A 23,120-nucleotide genomic window follows, 5' to 3' on the forward strand; every position below is an offset into this window, starting at 1 on the left:
CAGTTCACAAACATGGAACCACATCTATGCGCGCAAGCCATTGTTCGGACTCATGTCCGCTCTCACGCCGATTCACGAAACCTGGAAAAACGACAAACTCGGCAGAAGGAGCCCCAAAAAGCCTGATCGCGGATGCCGATCCGGCTCCGAAACAGCCCCCGAGTGGCCAGTCAGCTCCTTCCCCGAAACGGGGGCGGCCATGATCGCCACCATCCTTAGGGCTTGTGGAGAAATAAATGAATCGGGTTTTCCGGCGGGAGCCCGTCGGATGCTCAGATTCCGGCTCCGATCTGGAGCATTTATTCTCCCACGGACCCTTAACGATTCCATTCAAACCGAGTGGCTCACCTTGGATATCGAGCGGCCAGGCACCGGGAGGATCGCGCCATGACGATCCTCACCGGCGACTGCCGCGATATCATGCCCTGGCACGCGCCCTTCGACATGATCCTCGCCGATCCACCCTACGGCGACACTTCGCTCGCATGGGACCGACGTGTCGAGGGTTGGGTGGCGCTCGCGCGCTCGGCCGTCAAGCCGACCGGCTCGCTGTGGGTCTTCGGCTCGCTGCGCAGCTTCATGGCGACCGCCGACCGGTTCGCCGATGCCGGCCTGCGCATTGCCCAGGAGATCGTCTGGGAGAAGCAGAACGGCACCGGCTTTCATGCCGACCGCTTCAAGCGAGTGCATGAGCTGGCGGCCCAGTTCTATCGCGTCGAGACGCCATGGCGCGACATCTACAACGATGTCCAGACCACTCCTGATGCGACGGCACGCACTGTGCGCCGCAAACAGCGGCCTCCCCATACCGGGCATATCGATGCCGGACACTATCTCAGCCGTGACGGTGGCCCGCGCCTCATGCGCTCGGTCATCTATGTGCGCAATTGCCACGGCCGGGCGATCCACCCGACCGAAAAGCCGTCGGCACTCACCGAAATCCTGATCCGCACGAGTTGCCCTCCGGGCGGCCTCGTCGGCGACTGGTTCGCCGGTTCCGGCGCGGCCGGGAAAGCCTGCCGGCTGTCTGGCCGGCGCTACATCGGCTGCGAGATCGATCCCGAGATGACTGAGCGCGCCCGCGCTCGTCTGGCCATGGTTCTGCCATTTCACGACGGAGGCCGACCATGACCATCCCATCCGACCTGCGCGTCCTGCTCACGCGTGAGTTTCCGCCCTATGACGGAGCAGTGCAATGAACGACGGATTTTCCAGCCGTCATCTGGACGGCCATGCGCTTCCCGATGACGCACCACCTTTCACCACGCTGGTCCATCTGACCTGGCAGGAAGGCAGGATCGAGCATTGGATTCGATTCGGACGCCAAAGTTATCAACGCAACCTCGACCGCCACAGCCGCATCGTCGGATTTGCGCCGGGCAGCATCTTTGCCTTCGTCAGATGGGCCGCCAACGACTACGGCACGATCATCTCCCGCATCGATATCCTGCGGACCATCGGGCGCGGCGAGCCGTTCCAGACGCTTCCATTCGTGCGCCCCGGCGGCGACATCCTGCTCAAGCTCAATGGCTGGCCAAAGGTCGAGCGCGTGCTCCAGTTCGTCGATGCTATCGAGGCGCTCGACATCCATCCAGTTGACGCAGCTCCCGATTACTGGCGGCATGTCCATAACCGCCTGACCGTCGGGACAGAGCCACGCTTCTATTCGCTCGACCAGCATCGCGCCTGGCTCGCGCGGCGGACCATCCTGTCATGAGCACGCGCCGTCTCACGCTCGTCGCGATGCTCACCGGCCTCACGCTGATCGCCGCTCCCGCTGTCACCGGCCACGCCCCGCGGTTGATCTGGAATGCCTCAGCCAGCGTTCCAATCGGACTCTATTCTCTCGCACCTGTCGAGGCGGTCGAGACCGGCGATCTGGTCGCCGTTCGCCCGCCCGAGGCTCTCGCAGCCTTTCTCGACGCACGCGGATATCTGCCGCGCGGCGTGCCGCTCATCAAACGCGTTCTGGCGCTGCCCGGCACCAAGGTCTGCCGGCGCGGTGCGACCGTCATCGCCTATGACCACGCCTATGGCGAGGCACAGATGCGCGACCGTTTGGGCCGTGATCTGCCGCAATGGCAGGGCTGCCGCGTTATCGCCCGCGATGAACTCTTTCTCATGAATTGGGACGCGGCCGACAGCCTCGACGGGCGGTATTTCGGGCCGCTGCCGCTCTCCTCCATCACTGCCCGCGTGACACCGATCTGGGCCGATGAGGCCGGCGACGGGCGCTTCGAATGGCGGGCGTCGATGCGGTGAGCGCCCCCCCCCTCGTCGGTCAGCGCACTGCATGCCGGCCGACACCGTCACCGCTTTTGAAAGGACCAGACCATGCCCCAGATTGGCGAATTCACCCGCGAAGAAACCGGCTTCTCCGGCCGCATTCAAAGCCTCACGCTCGACCGTGAGATCGTCATCGTCCCGGTCGAACCTTCGGATGCCGAGAATGCACCCGACCATCGCGTTCATCTCGGCTCGGACGCCGACGGACCGGAGATCGGTGCGGCCTGGACGCGCACTGGCGAGAAGGCCGGCGAGTATCTTTCGGTGCTGATCGACGATCCGGTCATGCCGCATCCGTTGCGCGCCAATCTATTCCAGAACGGCAATGACGCAACCGCCTGGTCGCTGCATTGGAACCGTCCGCCCAAGCGCAACGGAAAGGACTGAACGATGCCGTTTTCATGCAGCCGGCAGCATCATTCGCATGCGTTCGGGCAGCCTCGCGCCGCCCGGCGCATCACCTTCCTTCTCCTTTCCGGCCTTTGCCTCGCCGCCGTGCCGACCGTCGCTGCTCATGCTCAGGAGATGCAGCAGGTCGGACAGGCCGCACGCGATCCTCTTGCGGCCCATGTGACGGCAGCCGCGCAACGCTTCGGCATTCCCGAACACTGGATACGCACCGTGATGCAGGCCGAAAGCGCGGGTGATCGCACCGCCGTGTCCTCGGCTGGCGCCATGGGCCTGATGCAGGTCATGCCCGACACCTGGGCAGAGCTGCGCATCCGCCACCGGCTCGGTGGCGATCCATTCGAGCCGCGCGACAACATTCTTGCCGGCACCGCCTATCTGCGCGAGATGCTCGACCGCTACGGCAACATTGGCGCGATGCTCGCAGCCTATAATGCCGGGCCGGGACGCTACGACGAACACCTCTCCGTGGCGCGCGAACTGCCAGCCGAAACACGCGTCTATGTCGCCACGCTCGTCCCTCTTCTCGGCGGCGACCCGCTCCCGCCTGGCGCTCTCTCCGGCACCGCGCGCATCACCGATTGGCGCGAAGCTCCGCTCTTCGTCACGGTCGCCGGCCGCGCAAATCCTGCATCGGAAACGCATGACGAACACACCGCGAGCGCCTCGCTAAATGCACTTGCCGCGCAGGCGAATCCGCTCGCGCCAGCCTCTTCGGAAGCGCTGTTTGTAGGCCGTTCCCCCTCGGGAGACGCGCCATGATGGGTATCGCGGGGTGTCGCAGCTTGGCGGGAAACTGGAAAGGAAGGGCGGAGGGACAGGCCAAGGCTGGAGAAACGACGGGATTACGGCAAGATAAAAGCGCCAGCGCCAAACACCCGCAAGCCATTGGAATGGCTTGGTGTTTTGCGCATATGGCGATCGGTCGTGCATACGCATCAGTGATTTTCTCTGCAAAATCAACAGAGTTTTGTATGGGCAGCGCCATCGCACCCATCCGGAGGCGGTCATGAGCGGTGACGAGAACGAATTCCGCATCCGCCCCGGCAAACCCGGTTCCACGCGTGCCCCGCGCACAAAGACCTTCATCAATCAGGTGCTGCGCGCAGCCAAACACGCCCGCACAGTGGATGGCGGCGGGCTTTCACCGCGAACACGCGGCGGTTCCAAGTCGGGAGGCGGATCGACCTTCGGGCGCGGCCGCAATGTCTTTTCGCGCAACAGGCTCTTCGGGTCGCAGCGCCGCGTTATCGTCGCGGCGCGCATCGCCCGTCACAAGGGCCGCGCCTTCCGGGCCGCACCGGTATCGGCGCATCTTTCCTATCTCAAACGCGAGGGTGTCAGCCGGGAGGGAGAGAAAGGCATCATGTTCGATGCCGAGACCGATCGCGCTGACGATCTCGGCTTTTCCGAACGCTGCCGGGACGACCGGCATCATTTCCGCTTCATCATCTCACCCGAGGACGCCGCCGAGATGGAAGACCTCAAGGGCTTTACCCGCGATCTGGTCCGCCAGATGGAAGCCGATCTCGGCACCAGGCTCGACTGGGTGGCCGTCGATCACTGGAACACCGACAACCCGCATATCCATCTGCTCGTGCGCGGTGTCGATCAGACCGGCGCCGATCTGGTCATCGCACGCGACTATATCAGCAACGGTTTGCGATCCCGCGCCGAGGAGTTCGTCGAAATCGAGCTTGGCCCCAAGCCCGAACACGAGATCCGTCACGGGCTCGAACGCGAGATCACGGCCGAACGCTGGACGCGGCTCGATCGCGAGATCCAGTACCGCGCCGATGATGTCGGCTATATCGACCTGCGCGCACAAGCGAAAGGACCGGCCGACCCGGAAATCCGCCGGCTGATGATCGGCCGCCTCCAGCATCTGCGCAGGATGGACCTCGCCGCCGAGGGCAATCCTGGCGAATGGGTGATGGGCCAAGATGCCGAACGATCGCTGCGCGATCTGGGCCAGCGCGGCGACATCATCAAAACCATGCACCGCGCCTTTGCCGGACGTGGTGAGGATCGCGGATTCTCCGACTTCGTGATCGATGGTGGAAAAGACGGACCGCCCATCATCGGACGGCTGATCGACAAGGGCCTGCATAATGAACTGACTGGCGAAGCCTATGCCGTGGTCGACGGCGCCGATGGCCGCGCCCATCATGTTCGCCTGCGTGGCATCGAGGCGTTCGAGCACGCACCTCCCGTCGGCGGGATCGTCGAGGTTCGGCGTTTCGGAGGACCGGAAGAAACTCGTCCGACGCTGGTTCTCGCCAACCGCTCCGACCTCGATCTTCAAAGCCAGATCACCGCGCCCGGCGCGACCTGGCTCGACCATCGACTGGTCGAACGCGAACCGATGCCGCTCGCCATGGGTGGCTTCGGGCGTGAGGTTCGCGACGCAATGGACACGCGCGCCGAGCATCTCGCCGAAGAGGGTCTCGCGCGGCGTGAGGGCCAGCGCATCGTCCTGCAACGCAATCTTCTGACGACGCTCCGCCGCCGCGAACTCGATATGGTCGGCGATCAGCTTTCGACCGAGACCGGCCTGCCGCATGTGACGGCGAAAGTCGGCGAGCATGTCGCCGGCGCCTATCGCCGCCAGCTCACCCTTACATCCGGCCGCTTTGCCATGATCGAGGGGCCCGGACCCGACGGGGGCCTTGGTTTCCAACTCGTGCCCTGGTCGCGCGAGATCGACGACAAGCTCGGTCAGCACGTCTCCGGTGTCGCCAGATCAGGCGGCGGCATCGACTGGTCGCTGGGTCGCAAACGCGACCTTGGCCTCTGAAGAAAGGAACCTGCGATGTCCGGCACGAAAATTCTCTGGGGCCAGATCACAATCGTCTTTCTGATCGTGCTGATCGCGGTCTGGAGCGGCACCCAATGGGTGGCCTGGCGGCTCGGCTTCCAGCCTCAGCTCGGGCATCCCTGGTTCGAGCTGTTCGGATGGCCGGTCTATTATCCGCCGTCGCTTTTCTGGTGGTGGTATTTCTTCGAAGCCTATGCGCCGCGCATTTTCTGGGAGGGCGGCATCATCGCGGCCTCGGGCGGATTCCTCGCCATTGCCGTGGCCATCACGCTTTCGGTCATGCGCGCGCGGGAGGCGAGCGACATCGACACCTATGGCTCAGCCCGATGGGCCGCCAGGAAAGAGGTGCAGGCGGCGGGACTGCTTGGTCCTGATGGCGTGGTGCTCGGCAAGCTCGATCGCGAATATCTGCGCCATGACGGGCCGGAGCATGTGCTGTGCTTCGCGCCCACCCGATCCGGCAAGGGCGTCGGCCTTGTCGTACCTTCTCTCCTGACCTGGCCAGGTTCGGCCATCGTCCATGACATCAAGGGCGAGAATTGGCAACTCACTGCCGGCTTCCGGGCAAGGCACGGCCGCGTGCTGCTCTTCGATCCGACCAATGCGAAATCCGCCGCCTACAATCCGCTGCTCGAGGTCCGTCGCGGCGAATGGGAAGTCCGTGACGTCCAGAACGTCGCCGACGTGCTGGTCGATCCCGAAGGTTCGCTGGAAAAGCGCAATCATTGGGAGAAGACCTCGCACTCCCTGCTCGTCGGCGCGATCCTCCATGTCCTCTATGCCGAACAGGACAAGACGTTGGCCGGGGTCGCGGCCTTCCTTTCCGATCCACGCCATCCGATCGAGTCGACGTTGAAGGCGATGATGACGACGCCGCATCTTGGGCCGAGCGGGCCACATCCGGTCGTCGCCTCGACGGCGCGGGAACTGCTGAACAAGTCGGACAACGAACGTTCGGGCGTTCTTTCGACCGCCATGTCCTTCCTCGGCCTCTACCGCGATCCTGTCGTGGCGGCGGTGACCTCGCGCTGCGACTGGCGCATCGCCGATCTGATCGCGGACGAAAAACCCTCGACGCTCTATCTGGTGGTGCCGCCCTCCGACATCTCGCGGACCAAACCGCTGATCCGGCTCGTGCTCAACCAGATCGGCCGGCGCCTCACTGAGGATCTGCATATGAAGGACCGCCGACATCGCGTCCTGATGCTGCTCGACGAGTTTCCGGCGCTTGGGCGGCTCGACTTTTTCGAGAGCGCGCTCGCCTTCATGGCGGGCTACGGGATCAAATCCTTCTTGATTTCGCAGTCCCTGAACCAGATCGAGAAAGCCTACGGCCAGAACAATTCGATCCTCGACAATTGCCATGTCCGGGTCAGCTTCGCCACCAATGACGAGCGCACCGCCAAACGTGTCTCCGACGCCCTCGGCACCGCCACCGAAATGAAGGCCATGCAGAACTATGCCGGCAGCCGCCTTGCGCCCTGGCTCGGGCATATCATGGTCTCGCGCTCCGAGACGGCCCGCCAGCTCCTTACCCCCGGCGAGATCATGCAGCTTCCACCCGACGACGAGATCGTCATGGTTGCGGGCACGCCGCCGATCCGGGCGAAGAAGGCACGCTATTACGAAGATCCTCGCCTCAACGAACGCATCTTGACGCCGCCCGATCCCGCCAAGGTCACGGTCACGATCCGCCCCGATGGGTGGTCGGCGCTGAAACCCGTTCAACCGGATGCGACACTCGTCACAGCCGCCGAACAGGCTGGGAAGAGGAGCGAGGACAAAGCCAATTCCAGCCTGCGACGCGAACCGGAACTGCCCGAGCATGTCGAGATCGTCCACGAAAAGAAGGAGCTGTCCCCGGAAGGTGAATTCGCGATGATGCTCGACGAGACGCCCGAAGACACCGCCCGCCAGCGCCAGGCGCTCCGCCGGCAGATGGGCCGCGTCGCCCGGCAAGCATCCCTCAATCCCGATGATGGCATCGAACTTTGAAAGGACCGACCATGCGCGAACGCCTGTCCCTGACCCTGCCGGCCGAGATGCTGCGAAAACTCGACGATCTCACCGAGCGCAAGAAATTGAAGCGATCCGCCGTTATCGAGGCAGCCGTGGCCTCGTTTCTGTCCCCCGATGCCCAGGACATGCGCGAAGCAGCCTTCACCCGCAGGCTCGATCGCCTGTCGCGCCAGACCGCGCGACTCGAACGCGATATGCGTGTTACCGCCGACACGCTGGCGCTCTTCATCCGCTTCTGGCTGTCCATTACGCCGCCGCTGCCGCCCGAGGATCAGGCCGCCGCCCAGATCAAGGGGCGCGAACGTTTCGAGGGGTTCGTGCAGACTCTCGGCATGCGCCTCCAGCAGGGAAACAGCTTCCTGAGCGAAATCCCCGATGACATCCCGGAACGAGCGATGGAGGGTGCGGATGATTGACGGTGCTTGTATCAATGCCGCCGAGGGAGTATATACGCGTGAGTATATACAGGAGGCGGCCATGCCCCATATCGCCAAAGTCTTCCAGTCCGGCAATTCCCAGGCGGTCCGCCTGCCCAAGGACTTCCGCTTCGAAGTCGATGAGGTCGAAGTCTCGCGGGAAGGCGATGCCGTGATCCTGCGCCCGAGACATGACGCCACCGGGCGGTGGGCGTCCTTGCGCGCTGCCGTCGAACGCGGTTTCAGCGCCGACTTCATGGCCGAAGGACGTGAACAGCCCCAAGACCAGCACCGGCCCGATCTCGACCAGGCGTTTCAATGACGCTCTGGCTGCTCGATACCAACGCCGTCATCGCCCTGGTGACACGCCGGTCCGAGGCGTTGCTCCGGCGAGTCGAAGCCTCCGAGCCAGGCTCGCTCGCCGTTTCCGCCGTCGTTGCCCATGAACTCTACTATGGCGCCTATCGCAGCCAGAAGGTCGAATTCAACCTGGAAACACTTCGCCTGCTCTTCGCCGACCTTTCCATTCTCGACCTTGACCGTGAGGACGCCCGCGTTGCCGGTGAGATCAGAGCCGATCTTGCCCGGCTAGGAACGCCCATCGGTCCCTATGACGTGCTGATCGCCGGCCAGGCCAAGGCCCGAGGGCTCACGCTGGTCACGAACAATATGGGGGAGTTTACCCGCGTTGCGGATCTACGCGTCGAGGACTGGTCCTCGGCCTGACCCTGGCGCAAGTGAGAACGCTATTCCCCAATTTCCGGCTGCGGCCACCAGACTGATTCGTGCCTGACCAATCGCCTGACTGTGCATGCGTCTGGTACGATTCCGCCGATCACCTGTATTTGCGCGCCACACTACTACTACGACCGAAACTTGTTGAATCGGCCCATTTTGTGGCTCTCTTAGTCGTCCTCATCCGGGGACCGTCATTTGCCTTCCCGGTGAAACGGGGACGAGATGGCAGGCTTCGACGACAGACAGGCAACGACTCAACGCGGTGCGCGGATGCTGCGCACCGCACTGGGCCCGGCCATCTCCCGGTTTCTGGAAGATCCCACCATCGTCGAGGTAATGCTGAACCCGGATGGCCGCATCTGGGTGGACCGGCTATCGGAAGGTCTGGCCGATACGGGGGAAATGCTGTCGGCTGTTGATGGCGAGCGCATCGTGCGGCTGGTCGCCCATCATGTCGGTGCAGAGGTCCACGCCCGAGCCCCGCGCGTCTCGGCTGAACTGCCTGAGACCGGCGAGCGTTTTGAAGGCTTACTGCCGCCCGTGGTCGCAGCTCCAGCCTTCGCCATCCGCAAGCCCGCCGTGGCAGTGTTCACGCTCGACGACTATGTGGCCGCTGGCACCATGATGGTCGACCAGGCCGCGATTTTGCGTGCGGCCGTCGTAGCCCGCGCCAACATCCTTGTCGCGGGCGGCACCTCGACCGGCAAGACCACGCTGACCAATGCTCTGCTCCGCGAGGTCTCCAAAGGATCGGATCGCGTCATCCTCCTGGAAGACACGCGCGAACTGCAATGCACGGCCAGGAACAAGGTGCCGATGCGCACCGTGGATGCGGTTATCGACCTCACGGAACTGTCCCGTTCGTCCATGCGGCTGCGGCCTGACCGTATCATTGTCGGTGAGGTGCGCGGGCCGGAAGCTCTCGGCCTCCTGAAGCTTTGGGGCACCGGCCATCCCGGCGGCATTGGCACCATCCATGCCGGCTCCGGCATCGGCGCTTTACGCCGCCTCGAACAGCTCATTCAGGAAGCCGTCGTCACCGTCCCGCGCGCGCTGATCGCCGAAACGATCGACCTCGTTGCCGTCCTTACCGGGCGCGGTTCCGCGCGCCGGCTCGCCGAACTCGCCCGCGTCGATGGGCTCGATCCTGACGGCGACTACCGCATCACCCCAGCAACCTCCAACAACGGAGAGCCTTCATGATCAGCGCAACCTCGCGCCTCCGCCGCTCCGCCGCGACAGCCATCGCCTTCACCTACGTCAATCTCATCCTTGTCCCGACCGCCCATGCCTCCGGTTCCTCGATGCCATGGGAAGCACCGCTGGAATCGATCCTCGAATCCATCGAAGGGCCGGTGGCAAAAATCATCGCGGTGATCATCATCATCGTCACCGGCCTGACGCTTGCCTTCGGCGACACCGGCGGCGGTTTTCGTCGCCTCATCCAGATCGTCTTCGGCATCTCGATCGCCTTCGCGGCGTCAAGTTTCTTCCTGTCCTTCTTTTCTTTCGGCGGTGGGGCGCTGATCTGATGGCGACCGCGTTCGAACAACTCGATGGCGTGCCGGGATTCACCGTTCCGGTTCATCGCGCCCTGACGGAGCCGATCCTGCTCGGAGGCGCCCCGCGTTCTGTGGCCATCCTCAACGGCACGCTGGCCGGGGCCATCGGCCTCGGCCTTCAGCTCTGGCTCGCGGGCATCCTGATCTGGGCCATCGGTCACATCGCCGCCGTCTGGGCCGCGAAGCGTGATCCTCTCTTTGTCGAGGTCGCACGCCAGCATCTGCGTGTGCCCGGACATCTCTTGGTGTGAGGACGCGGCCATGATGAACCTTGCCGAATATCGCCGCACAGCAGCCCGTCTTGCCGACTATCTGCCCTGGGTGGCGCTGGTCGCATCGGGCGTCGTCTTGAACAAGGACGGCAGCTTCCAGCGCAGCGCGAAGTTTCGCGGACCGGATCTCGATTCCGCTGTCGCGGCCGAGCTGGTCGCCGTCGCCGGGCGCCTCAACAACGCCTTCCGGCGGCTCGGTTCCGGCTGGGTGATCTTTGTCGAGGCACAGCGATCCGAGGCCGCGACCTATCCTGACGACCTGTTTCCCGATCCGGCCTCCGCTTTGGTCGACGCCGAACGCAAGGCCGATTTCGAGGAGGCGGGCAGCCATTTCGTCTCTGCCTACTATCTGACCCTCCTCTGGCTGCCGCCTGCGGAAGACGCCGCGCGCGCGGAGAGCTGGCTTTACGAGGGTCGCGAAACCTCCGGCGTCAACCCCTGGGAACTGGTTCGTGCCTTCATCGATCGCACCGACCGCGTTCTGGCGTTGCTCGACGGATTCATGCCGGAATGTCGCTGGCTCAATGATGCGGAAACGCTGACCTATCTCCATTCGACGATCTCCACCAACCGGCACCGCATCAGTGTGCCGGAAACCCCGATCTATCTCGATGCGCTGCTGGCCGATCAGCCGCTGACCGGAGGGTTGGAGCCGCGCCTCGGCACGGCGCATTTGCGCATCCTCACGGTCACGGGTTTCCCGAGCATCACGACGCCGGGCATTCTCGACGATCTCAACCGGCTGGCCTTTCCCTATCGCTGGTCCACCCGCGCCATCCTGATGGACAAGGTGGATGCGACCAGGCTGCTCACGAAGATACGCCGCCAATGGTTCGCCAAGCGAAAATCCATCGCCGCCATCCTCAAGGAGGTGATGACCAACGAGCAATCCACGCTCGTGGACACGGACGCCGCGAACAAGGCGCTTGATGCCGACATGGCGCTTCAGGAACTTGGGGCCGATGTGGCGGGCCTTGCCTATGTCACCGCGACGATCACGGTCTGGGACGAAGATCCCCGCCGTGCCGACGAGAAGCTGCGACTGGTCGAGAAGGTCATTCAATCCCGCGATTTCAGCGTCATGGTCGAGACGGTCAATGCCGTCGACGCCTGGCTCGGGAGTTTGCCCGGACATGCCTACGCCAATGTCCGCCAGCCCCCGGTCTCGACGCTCAACCTTGCCCACATGGTTCCTTCGTCCGCCGTGTGGGCGGGGCCGGAACGGGACGAGCACTTCGGAGCGCCCCCGCTGCTTTACGGCAGAACCGAAGGCTCGACCCCGTTCCGGTTTTCCCTTCATGTCGGCGACGTTGGGCACACCCTCGTCGTCGGCCCGACCGGCGCGGGCAAATCCGTCCTGCTGGCGCTGATGGCGCTCCAGTTCCGCCGCTATTCCGGAAGCCAAGTCTTCGCCTTCGATTTCGGCGGCTCCATCCGCGCCGCCGCGCTCGCCATGGGTGGCGACTGGCATGATCTGGGCGGGGAACTGACCGCAGGGGCGGACGCCTCCGTCTCGCTCCAGCCTCTCGCCCACATCCACGACACCTATGAGCGAGCCTGGGCCGCAGATTGGATCGCGGCGATCCTCATGCGCGAGGGCATCACGATCACGCCCGAAGTGAAGGAGCACCTCTGGACCGCATTGACCTCGCTCGCCTCCGCGCCGGTCGGGGAACGCACCATCACGGGCCTTGCCGTCCTATTGCAGTCCAACGCTCTGAAGCAGGCGCTCAGGCCCTATTGCGTCGGTGGCGCACATGGTCGACTGCTCGATGCCGAGACCGAACATCTTGGCTCGGCCGACGTGCAGGCCTTCGAGATCGAGGGCCTTGTCGGGACCGGCGCAGCGCCGGCCGTGCTCGCCTATCTCTTCCATCGCATAGGCGACCGGCTCGACGGACGGCCGACGCTGCTCATCATCGACGAAGGCTGGCTGGCGCTGGACGATGAAGGTTTTGCGGGCCAGATCAGGGAGTGGCTGAAGACGCTGCGCAAGAAAAATGCCAGCGTCGTCTTCGCCACGCAGTCGCTTTCCGACATTGACGGCAGCGATATCGCGCCCGCCATCATCGAAAGCTGCCCGACGCGGCTCCTCCTGCCAAACGAGCGCGCCATCGAGCCCCAGATCACGGCGATCTATCGTCGTTTTGGCCTCAATGACCGCCAGATCGAGATACTCGCGCGGGCGACACCCAAGCGGGATTACTACTGTCAGTCCCGGCGCGGCAATCGCCTGTTCGAACTCGGACTATCGGAAGTGGGGCTCGCGCTTTGCGCCGCATCCTCCAAATCCGATCAGGCCCTGATCGCCGAGATCCTCGCTGAGCATGGCCGCGAGGGTTTCCTGACGGCCTGGCTCCGGGCACGCGGTGTCGAATGGGCCGCCGACCTGATCCCGGACCTCACCAATCTCGCGCCGCAAAGCGAGGACCTGTCGCCCATCGTCCCTGCCGGCGGCGATGTCGAACTCACCCTGGAAGAAGAGGAGATCATCCCATGACACGCAAGACAAATTCTGTCGCTCGCTTGGCGGGCGCTTCGGCATTGGCCGTTACGCTCGCCGCACCGCTGGCGTTGGCCCCGGTCTTCTTCACCACCCCGGCCCATGCCTTCTTCGGTGGCTTTGGCCGTATCGTCTATGACCCGACCAATCATGCCGAAAACCTGCTGACTGCAGCCCGAACGCTGGAGCAGATCAACAACCAGATCACCTCGCTGCAAAACGAGGCGCAGATGCTGATCAACCAGGCCCGCAATCTGGCGAGTCTGCCACATTCCTCGCTCCAGCAGTTGCAACAGAACGTCCAGCGCACCCAGCAACTGCTCGGGCAGGCTCAGAACATCGCTTTCGATGTGCAGAACATCGACCAGATGTTCCAGCAGGATTACGGCAATCTGTCTTTGACCTCGACCGATTCCCAGTTGGTCGATGGCGCCCGATCCCGCTGGGAGACTACGGTGGGCGGTCTTCAGGACGCGATGCGCGTACAGGCTGGCGTTGTCGGCAATATCGACACGAACCGCACCGAGATGTCCGCCCTCGTCGGCGAAAGCCAAGGCGCCGCAGGCGCGCTTCAGGCCACACAGGCTGGCAACCAGTTGCTCGCCCTGCAATCGCAACAGCTCTCCGACCTGATCGCGGTGATTTCCGCCAATGGCCGGGCCGAAGCCCTCATGGAGGCGGAACGCTCCACGGCCGCCGAACAGGGCCGCATCCAGCGCGAGCGCTTCCTGACCCCGGGGAGCGGCTACCAACCCGGCAACGCACAGATGTTCAACAACTGAACGGCGAGCAGAACCGGAAGGGGGACCTCATGGACGGCAAGATACTGGCCCGGCTCGGGGCAGTCGTGTTTATCGCTATAGCCATCACCGCGACCGCAATCGATTTGGCGCGGAAGGACGAACCTTCCGCGCCGCGTTCCGTGCCGGTCCTCCAGCCTCCGACCGACCCGCTGCGCGAAGGCCAGCGTCGGTGCCAACAACTCGGCGAGACCGCCGCGAACGACGCCGACTGCCTTCGTATCTGGGCCGAGACCCGCGATCGTTTCCTCGACCAGACGCCCGCGCCGCAGGCCCCCGCTGCGGACGAAGGGGAGTGAACGATGGGCGGCACCGGCGTCATCGACAACTTCCTCGGCATCTTCACCAGCTATATCGACTCAGGTTTCGGCCTGCTTGGCGGTGAAGTTGCATTCATCGCCACCACGTTGATCGTCATCGACGTGACCCTCGCCGCCCTGTTCTGGGCCTGGGGCGCTGACGACGACATCATTGCCCGGCTGGTCAAGAAGACCCTCTTTGTCGGGATCTTCGCCTATATCATCTCCAACTGGAACAATTTGGCACAGATCGTCTTCGACAGCTTCGCGGGTCTCGGCCTCATGGCGTCCGGCACCGGCTTTTCCGCCGCCGACCTCATGCGGCCTGGCCGGGTTGCACAGACCGGTCTCGATGCCGGGCGACCGCTGCTGGAATCCATCTCCGATCTCATGGGCTGGATCGCCTTTTTCGAGAACTTCATCCAGATCGCCTGCCTGCTGTTCGCATGGGCGCTGGTCGTCCTCGCCTTCTTCATCCTCGCCATTCAGCTCTTCGTCACCCTCATCGAGTTCAAACTCACCACGCTCGCCGGGTTCGTGCTGATCCCCTTCGGCCTGTTCGGCAAGACCGCCTTCATGGCCGAACGCGTTCTCGGCAATGTCGTCTCGTCCGGCATCAAGGTGCTGGTGCTTGCCGTCATCATCGGCATCGGCTCGACGCTCTTTGGCCAGTTCACCGCAGGCTTCAGCGGCGCGACCCCGACCATCGACGACGCCATGGCGATCGTCTTGGCGGCGCTTTCTCTTCTTGGCCTCGGCATCTTCGGCCCCGGTATCGCCACCGGCCTCGTCTCCGGCGGCCCGCAGCTCAGTGCGGGCGCGGCGGTCGGAACCAGCCTCGCGGTCGGCGGTGCTGCTGTCGCGGGCGGCGGGGCCACCATGCTGGCGGCGCGCGGCGCGGCAGCAGCCCTATCCGGAGGTGCGGCCCTCGCACGCGGCGGCGCTTCGGCGGCCGGCGCGGCATCCTCGGCCTATACGCTGGGCTCCATGGGAGAATCCGGGCCATCCGGTGTCGCCGGCGGTCTCGGCGGTGTCGCCCGCGCCGGCGTGTCGGCTGCAGCCTCACCTCTCAAGCGCGCCGCCTCTCGCGCCGCCGACAGCATGAAATCCAGCTACGGCAACGGCATGAAAGCCGGGGTCACTGCCAGCGGCGGTACGTCCTCGATGGGAACAATCGGAGGAGCCGCCGCCCCTGCTGCACCATCCCCTTCATCCACCTACGGCGCACCGGCCTGGGCACAAAATATGCGCCGTGGCCAGGCCATGAGCCATGGCGTGACGGCTGCCGCCCATGCCGTCCGCTCCGGTGACAGTCATGGCGGCGGCTCCTCCGTCAGCCTTTCCGAAAGCAATCGCACATGAACATCTTCAAACGACCCACCACCCATTACGGCAAGACACCCGAGCCGGTCACACCCTATCAGAAAGCGGCGCAAATCTGGGACGAACGCATCGGTTCGGCCCGCGTGCAAGCTCGCAACTGGCGTTACATGGCCTTCGCCTGCCTGATCCTTTCGGCCGGATTTGCATCCGCTCTGGCCTGGCAATCAACCCGCGGCACCATCGTTCCCTGGGTGGTGGAGATCGATCGCCATGGCGAGGCCCGCGCTGTCGAGGCGGCCACCGCCGACTTTCGCCCGACCGATCCCCAAGTGGCGTGGCATCTGGCGCGGTTCATCGAACAGGTTCGTGGACTGCCTTCCGATCCGATCGTCGTGCGTCAAAACTGGCTGCGCGCCTATGAATTCACCACCGATCGCGGCGCCGTTGCGCTCAACGACTATGCCCGTGCCAATGATCCCTTCACCCGTGTCGGCCGCGAGCAGGTCTCGGTCGAGGTCTCTTCGGTCATCCGGGCCTCACCCGACAGCTTCCGCATCGCCTGGACCGAACAGCGTTATGAGAACGGGCAGCTTGCCGGCACCGAACGCTGGACCGCGATCTTCACCACCGTCATCCAGCCACCCCGCACCACTGAGCGGCTGCGTGCCAATCCCCTTGGAATCTATGTCAACGCGATCAACTGGTCGCGGGAGATGAGCCAATGAACCGCGACTTTCCCAAGCTGCCCGCCGGCTGCGGGAACACGTCCCGCCGTAAGCCCGTATTGGCGGCTTGCCTGATTGCCGCAACCGCACTGGCCGGCTGCGCGACCAACCGCGCCCCGCAGTTCAGCTATGACGACAATGTGCCGCCACTGCCTGTTGTGCGGGCTTCCGCCACCGACGACACGCCCCGACCGCTGCACACGCCGCCAGCCTGGACCGTTGCACGCGGTGGAGCCGCAGCAGGCACGCCCGCAGGTCGGGTTGAAAACGCAAATGTCGCCGCCCGCGTCGAACCGCGCCGCGAAGGCTACTACAACGCCATCCAGATCTACCCGTGGTCCGAAGGGGCGCTGTTTCAAATCTATGCCGCTCCCGGCCAGATCACCACGATTGCGCTTGAGCCGGGCGAGAGCCTGACCGGCGCAGGACCGATCGCGGCCGGCGATACCACCCGCTGGATCATCGGCGATACGACAAGCGGCGCAGGACCGAACCGCCGCGTCCATGTGCTGGTCAAACCGACGCAGCAGGATATCTCCACCAATCTCGTCATCACCACCGACAGGCGCACCTATCTGATCGAGCTGCGCGCCAGCGAGGAAACCTGGATGCCGGCGATTGCCTGGACTTACCCCGCGCCGCCGCGGGGAAGTCGCATCACTGTACCTTCCGCCCCAATCATCCCGGCTGAAGCCGCGCGCAACCACCGCTACGGCTTGCAGGGTGACAATCCGCCCTGGCTCCCGGTCTCCGTCTTCGATGACGGCCGCCGCGTCTATGTGGTTTTCCCGCAAGGTATCGTCCAGGGCGAGATGCCGCCGCTGTTCGTCATCGGCTCCGATGGCGAACCCGAGATCGTCAACAGCCGCATCCATCAGAACGTGCTCATCGTTGATCGCCTCTTTGGCGCGGCCGAGCTGCGCCTCGGTTCGGGCAACCGGCAGCAGACGGTGAGGATCGTGCGCCTGCAACCTGCGCAGACTGCCGCCACGCCGGCAGATGGAACGCCCACCGCGTCAGGGTCGCAATCATGAGTGAGGACCGGAAGAAGGATGAGATGGAGCAAACCGGACCGTCCGGCGACAAGGCCCCGCCCATGCGGCTGCGCGCCGAAACTCCGCGGGTCACCCGTATCTCGCGCAAGGTTCTGATGGGTGTCGGCGTCGTGGCCGGGATCGGCATTGGCGGCGCGCTGATTTACGCGCTTCAGACCGCCAATCGCGGCGGCGACCAGCAGGAGCTGATCTCGACCGAGCGCCGCCAGACCGCCGACGGCTTGCAGGGCCTGCCCGGCAGTTATGGCGATGTGCCCGTACTCGGCCCACCGCTGCCCGGCGACCTTGGCGGGCCGATCCTGCGCGCGCGTGAGGAAGGCCGACCCATTCCGGCCACACCGATGCCGATGCCCGCCACCGATCCCGACGAAGAACGTAGGCAGGCGGAAATGGAAGCCGCGCGGACCAGCCAGCTCTTCTTCCAGGTCCGGCCGGGACAGGAAACAGGCACGCCATCCATGCAACCTGTCGCCGACCTAGCGGGTCTCGCCGGCGCGGGAACGCAGGACCGGCACCTTGCTTTCCTCAACGCCGAGGTAGACCGCCGCACCGTCGCACCGGATCGCGTCATGCCGCCTGCATCGCCCTATGTAGTCCAGGCCGGGTCGGTGATCCCGGCCGCGCTCATCACCGGTATCCGTTCCGATCTGCCGGGTCAGATCACCGCCCAGGTCACGCAGAACGTCTATGACAGCCCGACCGGCGCGCTGCTTCTCATCCCGCAGGGCACCCGCATCATCGGCGAATACGATGCCGGCGTCACCTTCGGCCAGCGCCGCGTCCTTTTGGTCTGGAACCGTCTGATCCTGCCCAATGGACGATCCATCGTCCTTGAGCGCCAGCCGGGCGCCGATGCCTCCGGCTACGCCGGTGTGGAGGATGGTGTCGATTATCACTGGTGGGATCTGATGAAGGCCGCCGGCTTGTCCACCTTACTGGCGGTAGGTGCGGAACTGGCGACGAGCGACGAGGATCGCCTGGTCCGCGCCATTCGTGACGGGGCGCAGGACACCGTCAATCAAGCTGGCCAGCAGATCGTCCAACGCCAGTTGCAGGTCGCCCCGACGCTGACTGTCCGGCCAGGCTTCCCGGTCAGGGTCATAGTCGCACGCGATTTAGTCCTCGAACCGTATGGAGCCCATTGATGACCAGCCTCAAACTCGGTCCCCTCCCGAAACACGGCACCGTCCGCGTCACCGTCTCGATGCCCGAGCCGCTCAAGGAAGAACTCGACCTCTATGCCGCCGAATACAGCCGCGTCCACGGTGAGGCCGGTGCGGCAACGCTCATCCCGCATATGCTGGAAGCCTTCTTGCGGTCGGATCGAGGTTGGCGCAGTCGGAAGGTTGCGGCGCAAGCCCGGTCACGATCCACCGAGACATCGGTCAGGTCCAATTCCGCAAAAAGCCATGGGCCACAATCCGATCAATGACCAGTTTGACCTTAAGGCCGGTTCGAAGCCAGCACTTTCGCAAAGCTGATAAACCGTCGCAACGCTGGATTGTCATTGCGTTGAGACCAGACCGCACTAAATGGCACGATATCCTCCATCGCGGTCAACGGAACCAACGCAAGGTCGGGAACTGGCATGTATACCCATGCCTCGGAAACGAGTGTGATCCCCCTTCCAAGCCCCACAGTGTGCATCAGCGTCTCCTGTATTGCTTTGCGATATTGAACGGCGGGGTAGGTGCTATAGTCGGCAATGCGCCTGACAATGTAATCACGCACGTCCGGACCTGGCGCATAGCGTGAGACAACGAACAATTCTTCTCGGAGATCTGACCAGTCCAGCCGCTTCCGTCCCGAGAGTGCATGTGCTTTCGACATCGCGACATAGACCCGCTCGCGCCACAGTTCCAAGGTTTGGCAATCTGTAACGTCACCGCTACCGGTGAGGAAGGCCACATCCAGCTGGCGCCCCCGAATGGCACGCAGATGCTCACGGCGACCACCATCCCGGATGTCGAGGTCGACTCCCGGATGCTCCTGCTCGTATTCCTGAACGAGTTTCCGCAAGAACCCGCCGGCCAAGGTGCTGATGATGCCGACCCTCACCGTTCCTGTTTCTACCCGGCCGGCCGCGCCAGCAAACTGGATCGCGTGCTCGATCTGAAGCATGGCCGGGAGGATATCGTCGAGAAAGTGTTTGCCGGCATCAGTCAGTCGAACACCGAAGGGTCCACGTTCAAACAGGCTTACTCCGATCCTGTCTTCAAAATCGCGCACGGCGCGGCTGACGCTCGACTTATCGATGTTGAGGATACTAGCAGCCCTGCTAAAACTGAGATGTTCGGCGGCCGCCACAACCAGATGCAAGGGGCGTAGGTCCAGCCAGCGCCTGTCCGGAACTTGGTTCGCTCTGTTCACTTTGGCGAACAGAGACCTTGGCGGACGCGCCATGACGTTTCTCCCTTACAGCCTTACAGCCTTCCTCCCAACCTCTTTTTCGAGTATCTGGCGCGAGTACGTTCTATCCTGCCTGCTTCGCAACAACGTTCAGGCAATAACCACGACGTCTGCAAAGAGTATCGTCCGAGCAGATGGATGATATTCCACCTCAAAGGCTTGACGTATTTCTCGTCGGAGAAAGCACGCTTGTGGCGCCTGGCACAAACGAAGTGAATCTGAACCTAGTCATAGATCTGCGCTGGCATCAGCCCATCCCAGCGGCACCAACGCGTTGTACCACCGCCAAAGGCTGGGCGGCGTTTATGAGGCACCTCCTGATCTGGCTTAGAATTGGGTTCCGTTGAGGTCGATACTGTTCCTTGCCAGCCAAACGACACCAAACATGATAAGCAGAATCACCGCCACACGGACCGCGATCCACCATGAAGGCACTTGGCACGGCTGGGGCGATTGCGGATTTTTTCGAGCAGCCATCTCTTGCACTACGTGAAGTTCGTTTTGCGCCTGCATTCCAAGGACGATCATAGTAGATTACTTAAAAGAAGTCAGTCTTTTTCAAGAAAGAATTTATAATTAATAGCAACTGTTCCGAGGTATTCAGGAATATAAACATCCGCGTTCACCGATGTTCATTATGCTTAACATGTAGTATTTTGAAGAACGCGTCACCGCGCCTACCCTCAGAGGGTAATTAGTCAACGATATCAATAATATTATCCGCCATTATCGCCAACATTTCGAAACTGGCATGGAAGCTGCAATGAAGTTTTCGTCAACGAAAGCTTCATACGATGATCCTGCTCGCCCTAGTCATGTTCGCCTTCGCTCTCGCTCCCTTCGTTGGAGCCATAGGCGGACGTTCCTCACCGTTCGTAGCAATCATTCCTTTGCTGCTTTTTGTCGCCTTCTGCGTCCTGTTACCCGAGATCGCAGAGGGGGGCACCTTGCTGGAGACGCATCGCTGGATTCCGAGCATCGGGATCGCGGCCGCGTTCCGGCTGGATGGTTTGTCGCTCACTTTCGCCCTTTTGATTTCTGGCATCGGATGCGCGGTGTTCCTCTATGCTTCGGCCTATCTGCGAGGTGAGCCGCGTCTTGTGCGCTTTTACACCATTATAACTCTGTTCATGGCCTCGATGCTCGGCGCTGTTCTTGCCGACGACCTCGTGCTTCTGGTCGTATTCTGGGAGCTGACCAGCATCACCTCGTTTCTGCTGATCGGCCATACGCCCGAACAGGAACGGTCACGGCGCTCGGCCCAGCAAGGCTTTCTGGTCACGGTTGCGGGCGGCCTGGCGATGCTGGCCGGCGTCATCCTGCTCGGCTCTGTGGCTGACACCTTCTCGATCACGGAGATTCTTGGCAAGGGTGAGATGATCGCGGCAGATCCCTTGGCACCCGCGATCATCATCCTGATCGCGGCCGGCGCATTTGCCAAGTCCGCGCAAGCCCCACTTCATTCGTGGCTGGCCAATGCTATGGTCGCACCAACGCCGGTCTCGGCCTATCTGCATTCCGCGACGATGGTGAAGCTCGGCGTCTACCTGCTCGCCCGCTTCGACCCGGTCTTTTCTGATCATGCGCTCTGGATCGCGCTGCTGACAGGATTCGGAGCAGCGACGATGCTGACGGGCTCCGTACTGGCAATGCGTGAGACGGATTTGAAACGGGTGCTCGCGTATTCGACCATCGTTTCCCTCGGTACGCTGATCATGCTCATCGGCATTCCGGGTGAGCTTGCCGCGGTTGCTGTCGTCACCTTCCTGATCGTACATGCGCTCTACAAGGCGTGCCTTTTCCTCGTCGCCGGCATCATCGACCACGAGACGGGCACACGGGATTCTTCCGCGCTCGGCGGAATGCGGCACTTCATGCCGATCACGGCGGCAGTTGCTCTGATGGGTGGTCTGTCGATGGCCGGCCTGCCGCCTTCCATCGGCTTCGCGGCCAAGGAACTGGTTTACGAGACGGGGCTGGCAGCGTCCGCCGGATGGGCGCTGGTTGCGGTCGCACTTCTCGCCAACGCCGCTATGGTCGTGGTCGCAGCCGTAGTTGCCGTACGCTGCTTTTCTGGCGACCTGTCGGCGACACCCAAAACCCCACATGACCCCGGTTTCGCCATGTTGGCCGGCCCCATTGTTCTGGCTCTTCTCGGCCTTCTTTTCGGGATTGCGCCATGGCTGGTCGGCAATGGTCTGATTGTTCCAGCCGCCAGCGCCATTGCTGGAGAACCGATCACTTTCACGCTGTCACTCTGGCACGGCTTCACACCGATGCTCGCCTTGAGCGTGCTGACCCTGGTGCTGGGCGTGTTCGCCTATCGGCGTTGGAGCACCATCCGCTCCCGCATGGCGGGGATTCATCAGATCGACGATTGGGGACCGGACAAGCTCTACGACCGCCTCATCATAGGTCTGCAATCCGTCTCCACATGGGTGACACACCAAATCCAACCTGGAAGCCTGCGCAGCTATGTCGCGCGGACGCTGTTCATCATGTCTCTGGCGGCCTTCGTCACATTGATCCTGCGTGGCGGGTACGAACTACCTTCTTTTGCAAATAGCCTGGGACCGGACCTCGTCATTGCAATCCTGCTGATCGTGTCCAGCCTTGCCGTCGCACGCGCCCGCAACTTTGTATCGGGCATTGTGGCAGCCGGCATGGTTGGTTTCACCGTGGCTTTGTTGTTCCTGTTTCAGGGCGCGCCCGATCTCGCCTTTACCCAGTTCTCGGTCGAGGCGCTGGCAATCATCATCATGCTCGCCATCGTCGGACGGATGCCATTTCGCGATCGCGACAGCCGCATACATAAAGAGCGCCTGCGCGACCTCTTCATCGCCGGCGGCACCGGCGTGACCGCCGCCCTGGTTCTGCTTGCGGTACTCGCTCAACCCTTCGATGGGCGATTGTCTGATTTCTTCCGGGCAGCAAGCGTTCCGGAAGCCCATGGGCGCAACCTTGTCAACGTCATCCTCGTCGACTTCCGCGCTCTGGACACGCTGGGCGAAATCACGGTGCTTGGCCTTGCCGCCATTGCCGCTGCGGCCGTTCTGGCTGGCTTGCGGCGCGCCACTGCGGAGAAAAGCAAATGAACTCCATCATCCTTCAAACAACCAGCAGGCTGATCCTGCCGGCCGCTCTCGTCTTCTCAGTCTATGTGCTGTTACGCGGCCATAACGAGCCCGGCGGCGGGTTCATCGGTGGGCTGATCGCAGCGGCAGGCATCGCCGTTCACGCCATTCCGCGCGGGCGCACCGCCCTGTTCGCCATGCTGCGGGTGTGGCCAAAGACGTTGATCGGGGCGGGCATTCTGCTCGCGATCATCTCGGGTATGCCGTCGCTACTGCTTTCCGAACCGTTCCTGACGCATCAATGGCCGTTCGCTTCGCTGCCTATCGGCACCACGCTCGTTTTCGATGTTGGTGTGTATCTCGTCGTAATCGGCTCCGTGCTGACCTTCCTGTCCTACTATCTGGAGCGCTGA

Annotated in this window: 25 protein-coding genes; 24 read left to right on the forward strand and 1 reads right to left on the reverse strand. The window is 63.1% G+C overall.

What is annotated here, in order from left to right:
- The 22 genes from FHS81_RS18690 to FHS81_RS10745 all read left to right on the forward strand — a co-directional run.
- Nucleotides 1-391, forward strand: a 391-nt coding sequence (locus tag FHS81_RS18690; protein WP_210281649.1) for a hypothetical protein, incomplete at its 5' end; no start/stop codon positions are given.
- Nucleotides 388-1,131, forward strand: coding sequence for a DNA-methyltransferase (locus FHS81_RS10645; RefSeq protein ID WP_183752808.1), 744 nt, complete (start codon nt 388-390; stop codon nt 1,129-1,131). The genes FHS81_RS18690 and FHS81_RS10645, both read left to right, overlap by 4 nt.
- A 64-nt stretch (nt 1,132-1,195) precedes the next feature.
- Complete coding sequence (locus FHS81_RS10650; protein WP_183752810.1) at nt 1,196-1,717, forward strand: DUF2840 domain-containing protein; 522 nt, start codon at nt 1,196-1,198, stop codon at nt 1,715-1,717.
- Nucleotides 1,714-2,262: a S26 family signal peptidase gene (locus FHS81_RS10655; protein WP_183752812.1), complete on the forward strand. Its 549-nt coding sequence runs from the start codon at nt 1,714-1,716 to the stop codon at nt 2,260-2,262. Before FHS81_RS10650 ends, FHS81_RS10655 begins: the two co-directional genes overlap by 4 nt.
- Nucleotides 2,263-2,334: 72 nt before the next feature.
- The gene (locus FHS81_RS10660) at nt 2,335-2,673 is read left to right on the forward strand and encodes a DUF736 domain-containing protein (RefSeq protein ID WP_183752814.1); all 339 of its coding nucleotides are present in this window, start codon (nt 2,335-2,337) and stop codon (nt 2,671-2,673) included.
- A 3-nt stretch (nt 2,674-2,676) separates the two neighbouring features.
- Complete coding sequence (locus FHS81_RS10665; protein WP_183752816.1) at nt 2,677-3,456, forward strand: lytic transglycosylase domain-containing protein; 780 nt, start codon at nt 2,677-2,679, stop codon at nt 3,454-3,456.
- 247 nt (nt 3,457-3,703) lie between these two features.
- Entirely contained in the window at nt 3,704-5,491 is a 1,788-nt protein-coding gene (locus tag FHS81_RS10670; RefSeq protein ID WP_183752818.1) for a relaxase/mobilization nuclease domain-containing protein, read from the forward strand.
- Nucleotides 5,492-5,506: 15 nt separating this feature from the next.
- Nucleotides 5,507-7,507: a conjugal transfer protein TraG gene (locus FHS81_RS10675; protein WP_183752820.1), complete on the forward strand. Its 2,001-nt coding sequence runs from the start codon at nt 5,507-5,509 to the stop codon at nt 7,505-7,507.
- Between the two features lie 11 nt (nt 7,508-7,518).
- Nucleotides 7,519-7,947 (forward strand): ribbon-helix-helix protein, CopG family, encoded by a 429-nt coding sequence (locus tag FHS81_RS10680; RefSeq protein ID WP_183752822.1) that lies wholly within the window; start codon nt 7,519-7,521, stop codon nt 7,945-7,947.
- A 61-nt stretch (nt 7,948-8,008) separates the two neighbouring features.
- Nucleotides 8,009-8,269, forward strand: a complete 261-nt coding sequence (locus FHS81_RS10685; protein WP_183752824.1) for an antitoxin — start codon at nt 8,009-8,011, stop codon at nt 8,267-8,269.
- Nucleotides 8,266-8,673, forward strand: coding sequence for a type II toxin-antitoxin system VapC family toxin (locus tag FHS81_RS10690; RefSeq protein WP_183752826.1), 408 nt, complete (start codon nt 8,266-8,268; stop codon nt 8,671-8,673). Before FHS81_RS10685 ends, FHS81_RS10690 begins: the two co-directional genes overlap by 4 nt.
- Before the next feature lie 234 nt (nt 8,674-8,907).
- Entirely contained in the window at nt 8,908-9,888 is a 981-nt protein-coding gene (gene trbB / locus FHS81_RS10695; protein WP_183752828.1) for a P-type conjugative transfer ATPase TrbB, read from the forward strand.
- Nucleotides 9,885-10,217 (forward strand): TrbC/VirB2 family type IV secretion system protein, encoded by a 333-nt coding sequence (locus tag FHS81_RS10700; protein WP_183752831.1) that lies wholly within the window; start codon nt 9,885-9,887, stop codon nt 10,215-10,217. The genes trbB and FHS81_RS10700 overlap by 4 nt, the downstream gene beginning before the upstream one ends.
- Nucleotides 10,217-10,498 carry a VirB3 family type IV secretion system protein gene (locus FHS81_RS10705; protein ID WP_183752833.1) on the forward strand — a complete coding sequence of 94 codons (282 nt, stop codon included), beginning with the start codon at nt 10,217-10,219 and terminating at the stop codon, nt 10,496-10,498. Before FHS81_RS10700 ends, FHS81_RS10705 begins: the two co-directional genes overlap by 1 nt.
- 10 nt (nt 10,499-10,508) lie before the next feature.
- A complete protein-coding gene (gene trbE, locus FHS81_RS10710; protein WP_183752835.1) occupies nt 10,509-13,019 on the forward strand; it encodes a conjugal transfer protein TrbE in 2,511 nt (836 codons plus the stop codon).
- On the forward strand, nt 13,016-13,804 hold the full coding sequence (gene trbJ / locus FHS81_RS10715) for a P-type conjugative transfer protein TrbJ (protein ID WP_183752837.1): 789 nt from the start codon (nt 13,016-13,018) through the stop codon (nt 13,802-13,804). The genes trbE and trbJ overlap by 4 nt, the downstream gene beginning before the upstream one ends.
- 29 nt (nt 13,805-13,833) lie before the next feature.
- Complete coding sequence (gene trbK-alt, locus FHS81_RS10720; RefSeq protein ID WP_183752838.1) at nt 13,834-14,121, forward strand: putative entry exclusion protein TrbK-alt; 288 nt, start codon at nt 13,834-13,836, stop codon at nt 14,119-14,121.
- 3 nt (nt 14,122-14,124) lie between these two features.
- Nucleotides 14,125-15,483, forward strand: a complete 1,359-nt coding sequence (gene trbL, locus FHS81_RS10725; protein ID WP_183752839.1) for a P-type conjugative transfer protein TrbL — start codon at nt 14,125-14,127, stop codon at nt 15,481-15,483.
- Entirely contained in the window at nt 15,480-16,169 is a 690-nt protein-coding gene (gene trbF / locus FHS81_RS10730; RefSeq protein ID WP_183752840.1) for a conjugal transfer protein TrbF, read from the forward strand. The genes trbL and trbF overlap by 4 nt, the downstream gene beginning before the upstream one ends.
- Nucleotides 16,166-17,203, forward strand: a complete 1,038-nt coding sequence (gene trbG, locus FHS81_RS10735; protein WP_183752841.1) for a P-type conjugative transfer protein TrbG — start codon at nt 16,166-16,168, stop codon at nt 17,201-17,203. Before trbF ends, trbG begins: the two co-directional genes overlap by 4 nt.
- Nucleotides 17,200-18,369, forward strand: coding sequence for a TraB/TrbI/VirB10 family type IV secretion system protein (locus FHS81_RS10740; protein ID WP_183752842.1), 1,170 nt, complete (start codon nt 17,200-17,202; stop codon nt 18,367-18,369). Before trbG ends, FHS81_RS10740 begins: the two co-directional genes overlap by 4 nt.
- Nucleotides 18,369-18,656, forward strand: a complete 288-nt coding sequence (locus FHS81_RS10745) for a DUF2274 domain-containing protein (RefSeq protein ID WP_183752843.1) — start codon at nt 18,369-18,371, stop codon at nt 18,654-18,656. Before FHS81_RS10740 ends, FHS81_RS10745 begins: the two co-directional genes overlap by 1 nt.
- A gap of 11 nt (nt 18,657-18,667) precedes the next feature.
- Here the strand turns inward: FHS81_RS10745 and FHS81_RS10750 are convergent, their stop codons facing one another.
- Nucleotides 18,668-19,627, reverse strand: a complete 960-nt coding sequence (locus FHS81_RS10750) for a LysR family transcriptional regulator (RefSeq protein WP_183752845.1) — start codon at nt 19,625-19,627, stop codon at nt 18,668-18,670.
- 800 nt (nt 19,628-20,427) lie between these two features.
- Here FHS81_RS10750 and mbhE point away from each other — a divergent pair.
- Nucleotides 20,428-22,728: a hydrogen gas-evolving membrane-bound hydrogenase subunit E gene (gene mbhE, locus FHS81_RS10755; protein ID WP_183752847.1), complete on the forward strand. Its 2,301-nt coding sequence runs from the start codon at nt 20,428-20,430 to the stop codon at nt 22,726-22,728.
- Nucleotides 22,725-23,120 carry an MnhB domain-containing protein gene (locus tag FHS81_RS10760; protein WP_183752849.1) on the forward strand — a complete coding sequence of 132 codons (396 nt, stop codon included), beginning with the start codon at nt 22,725-22,727 and terminating at the stop codon, nt 23,118-23,120. Before mbhE ends, FHS81_RS10760 begins: the two co-directional genes overlap by 4 nt.

It is taken from the genome of Pseudochelatococcus contaminans (assembly GCF_014195635.1).
GTDB classification, from domain to species: Bacteria; Pseudomonadota; Alphaproteobacteria; order Rhizobiales; family Beijerinckiaceae; genus Pseudochelatococcus; species Pseudochelatococcus contaminans.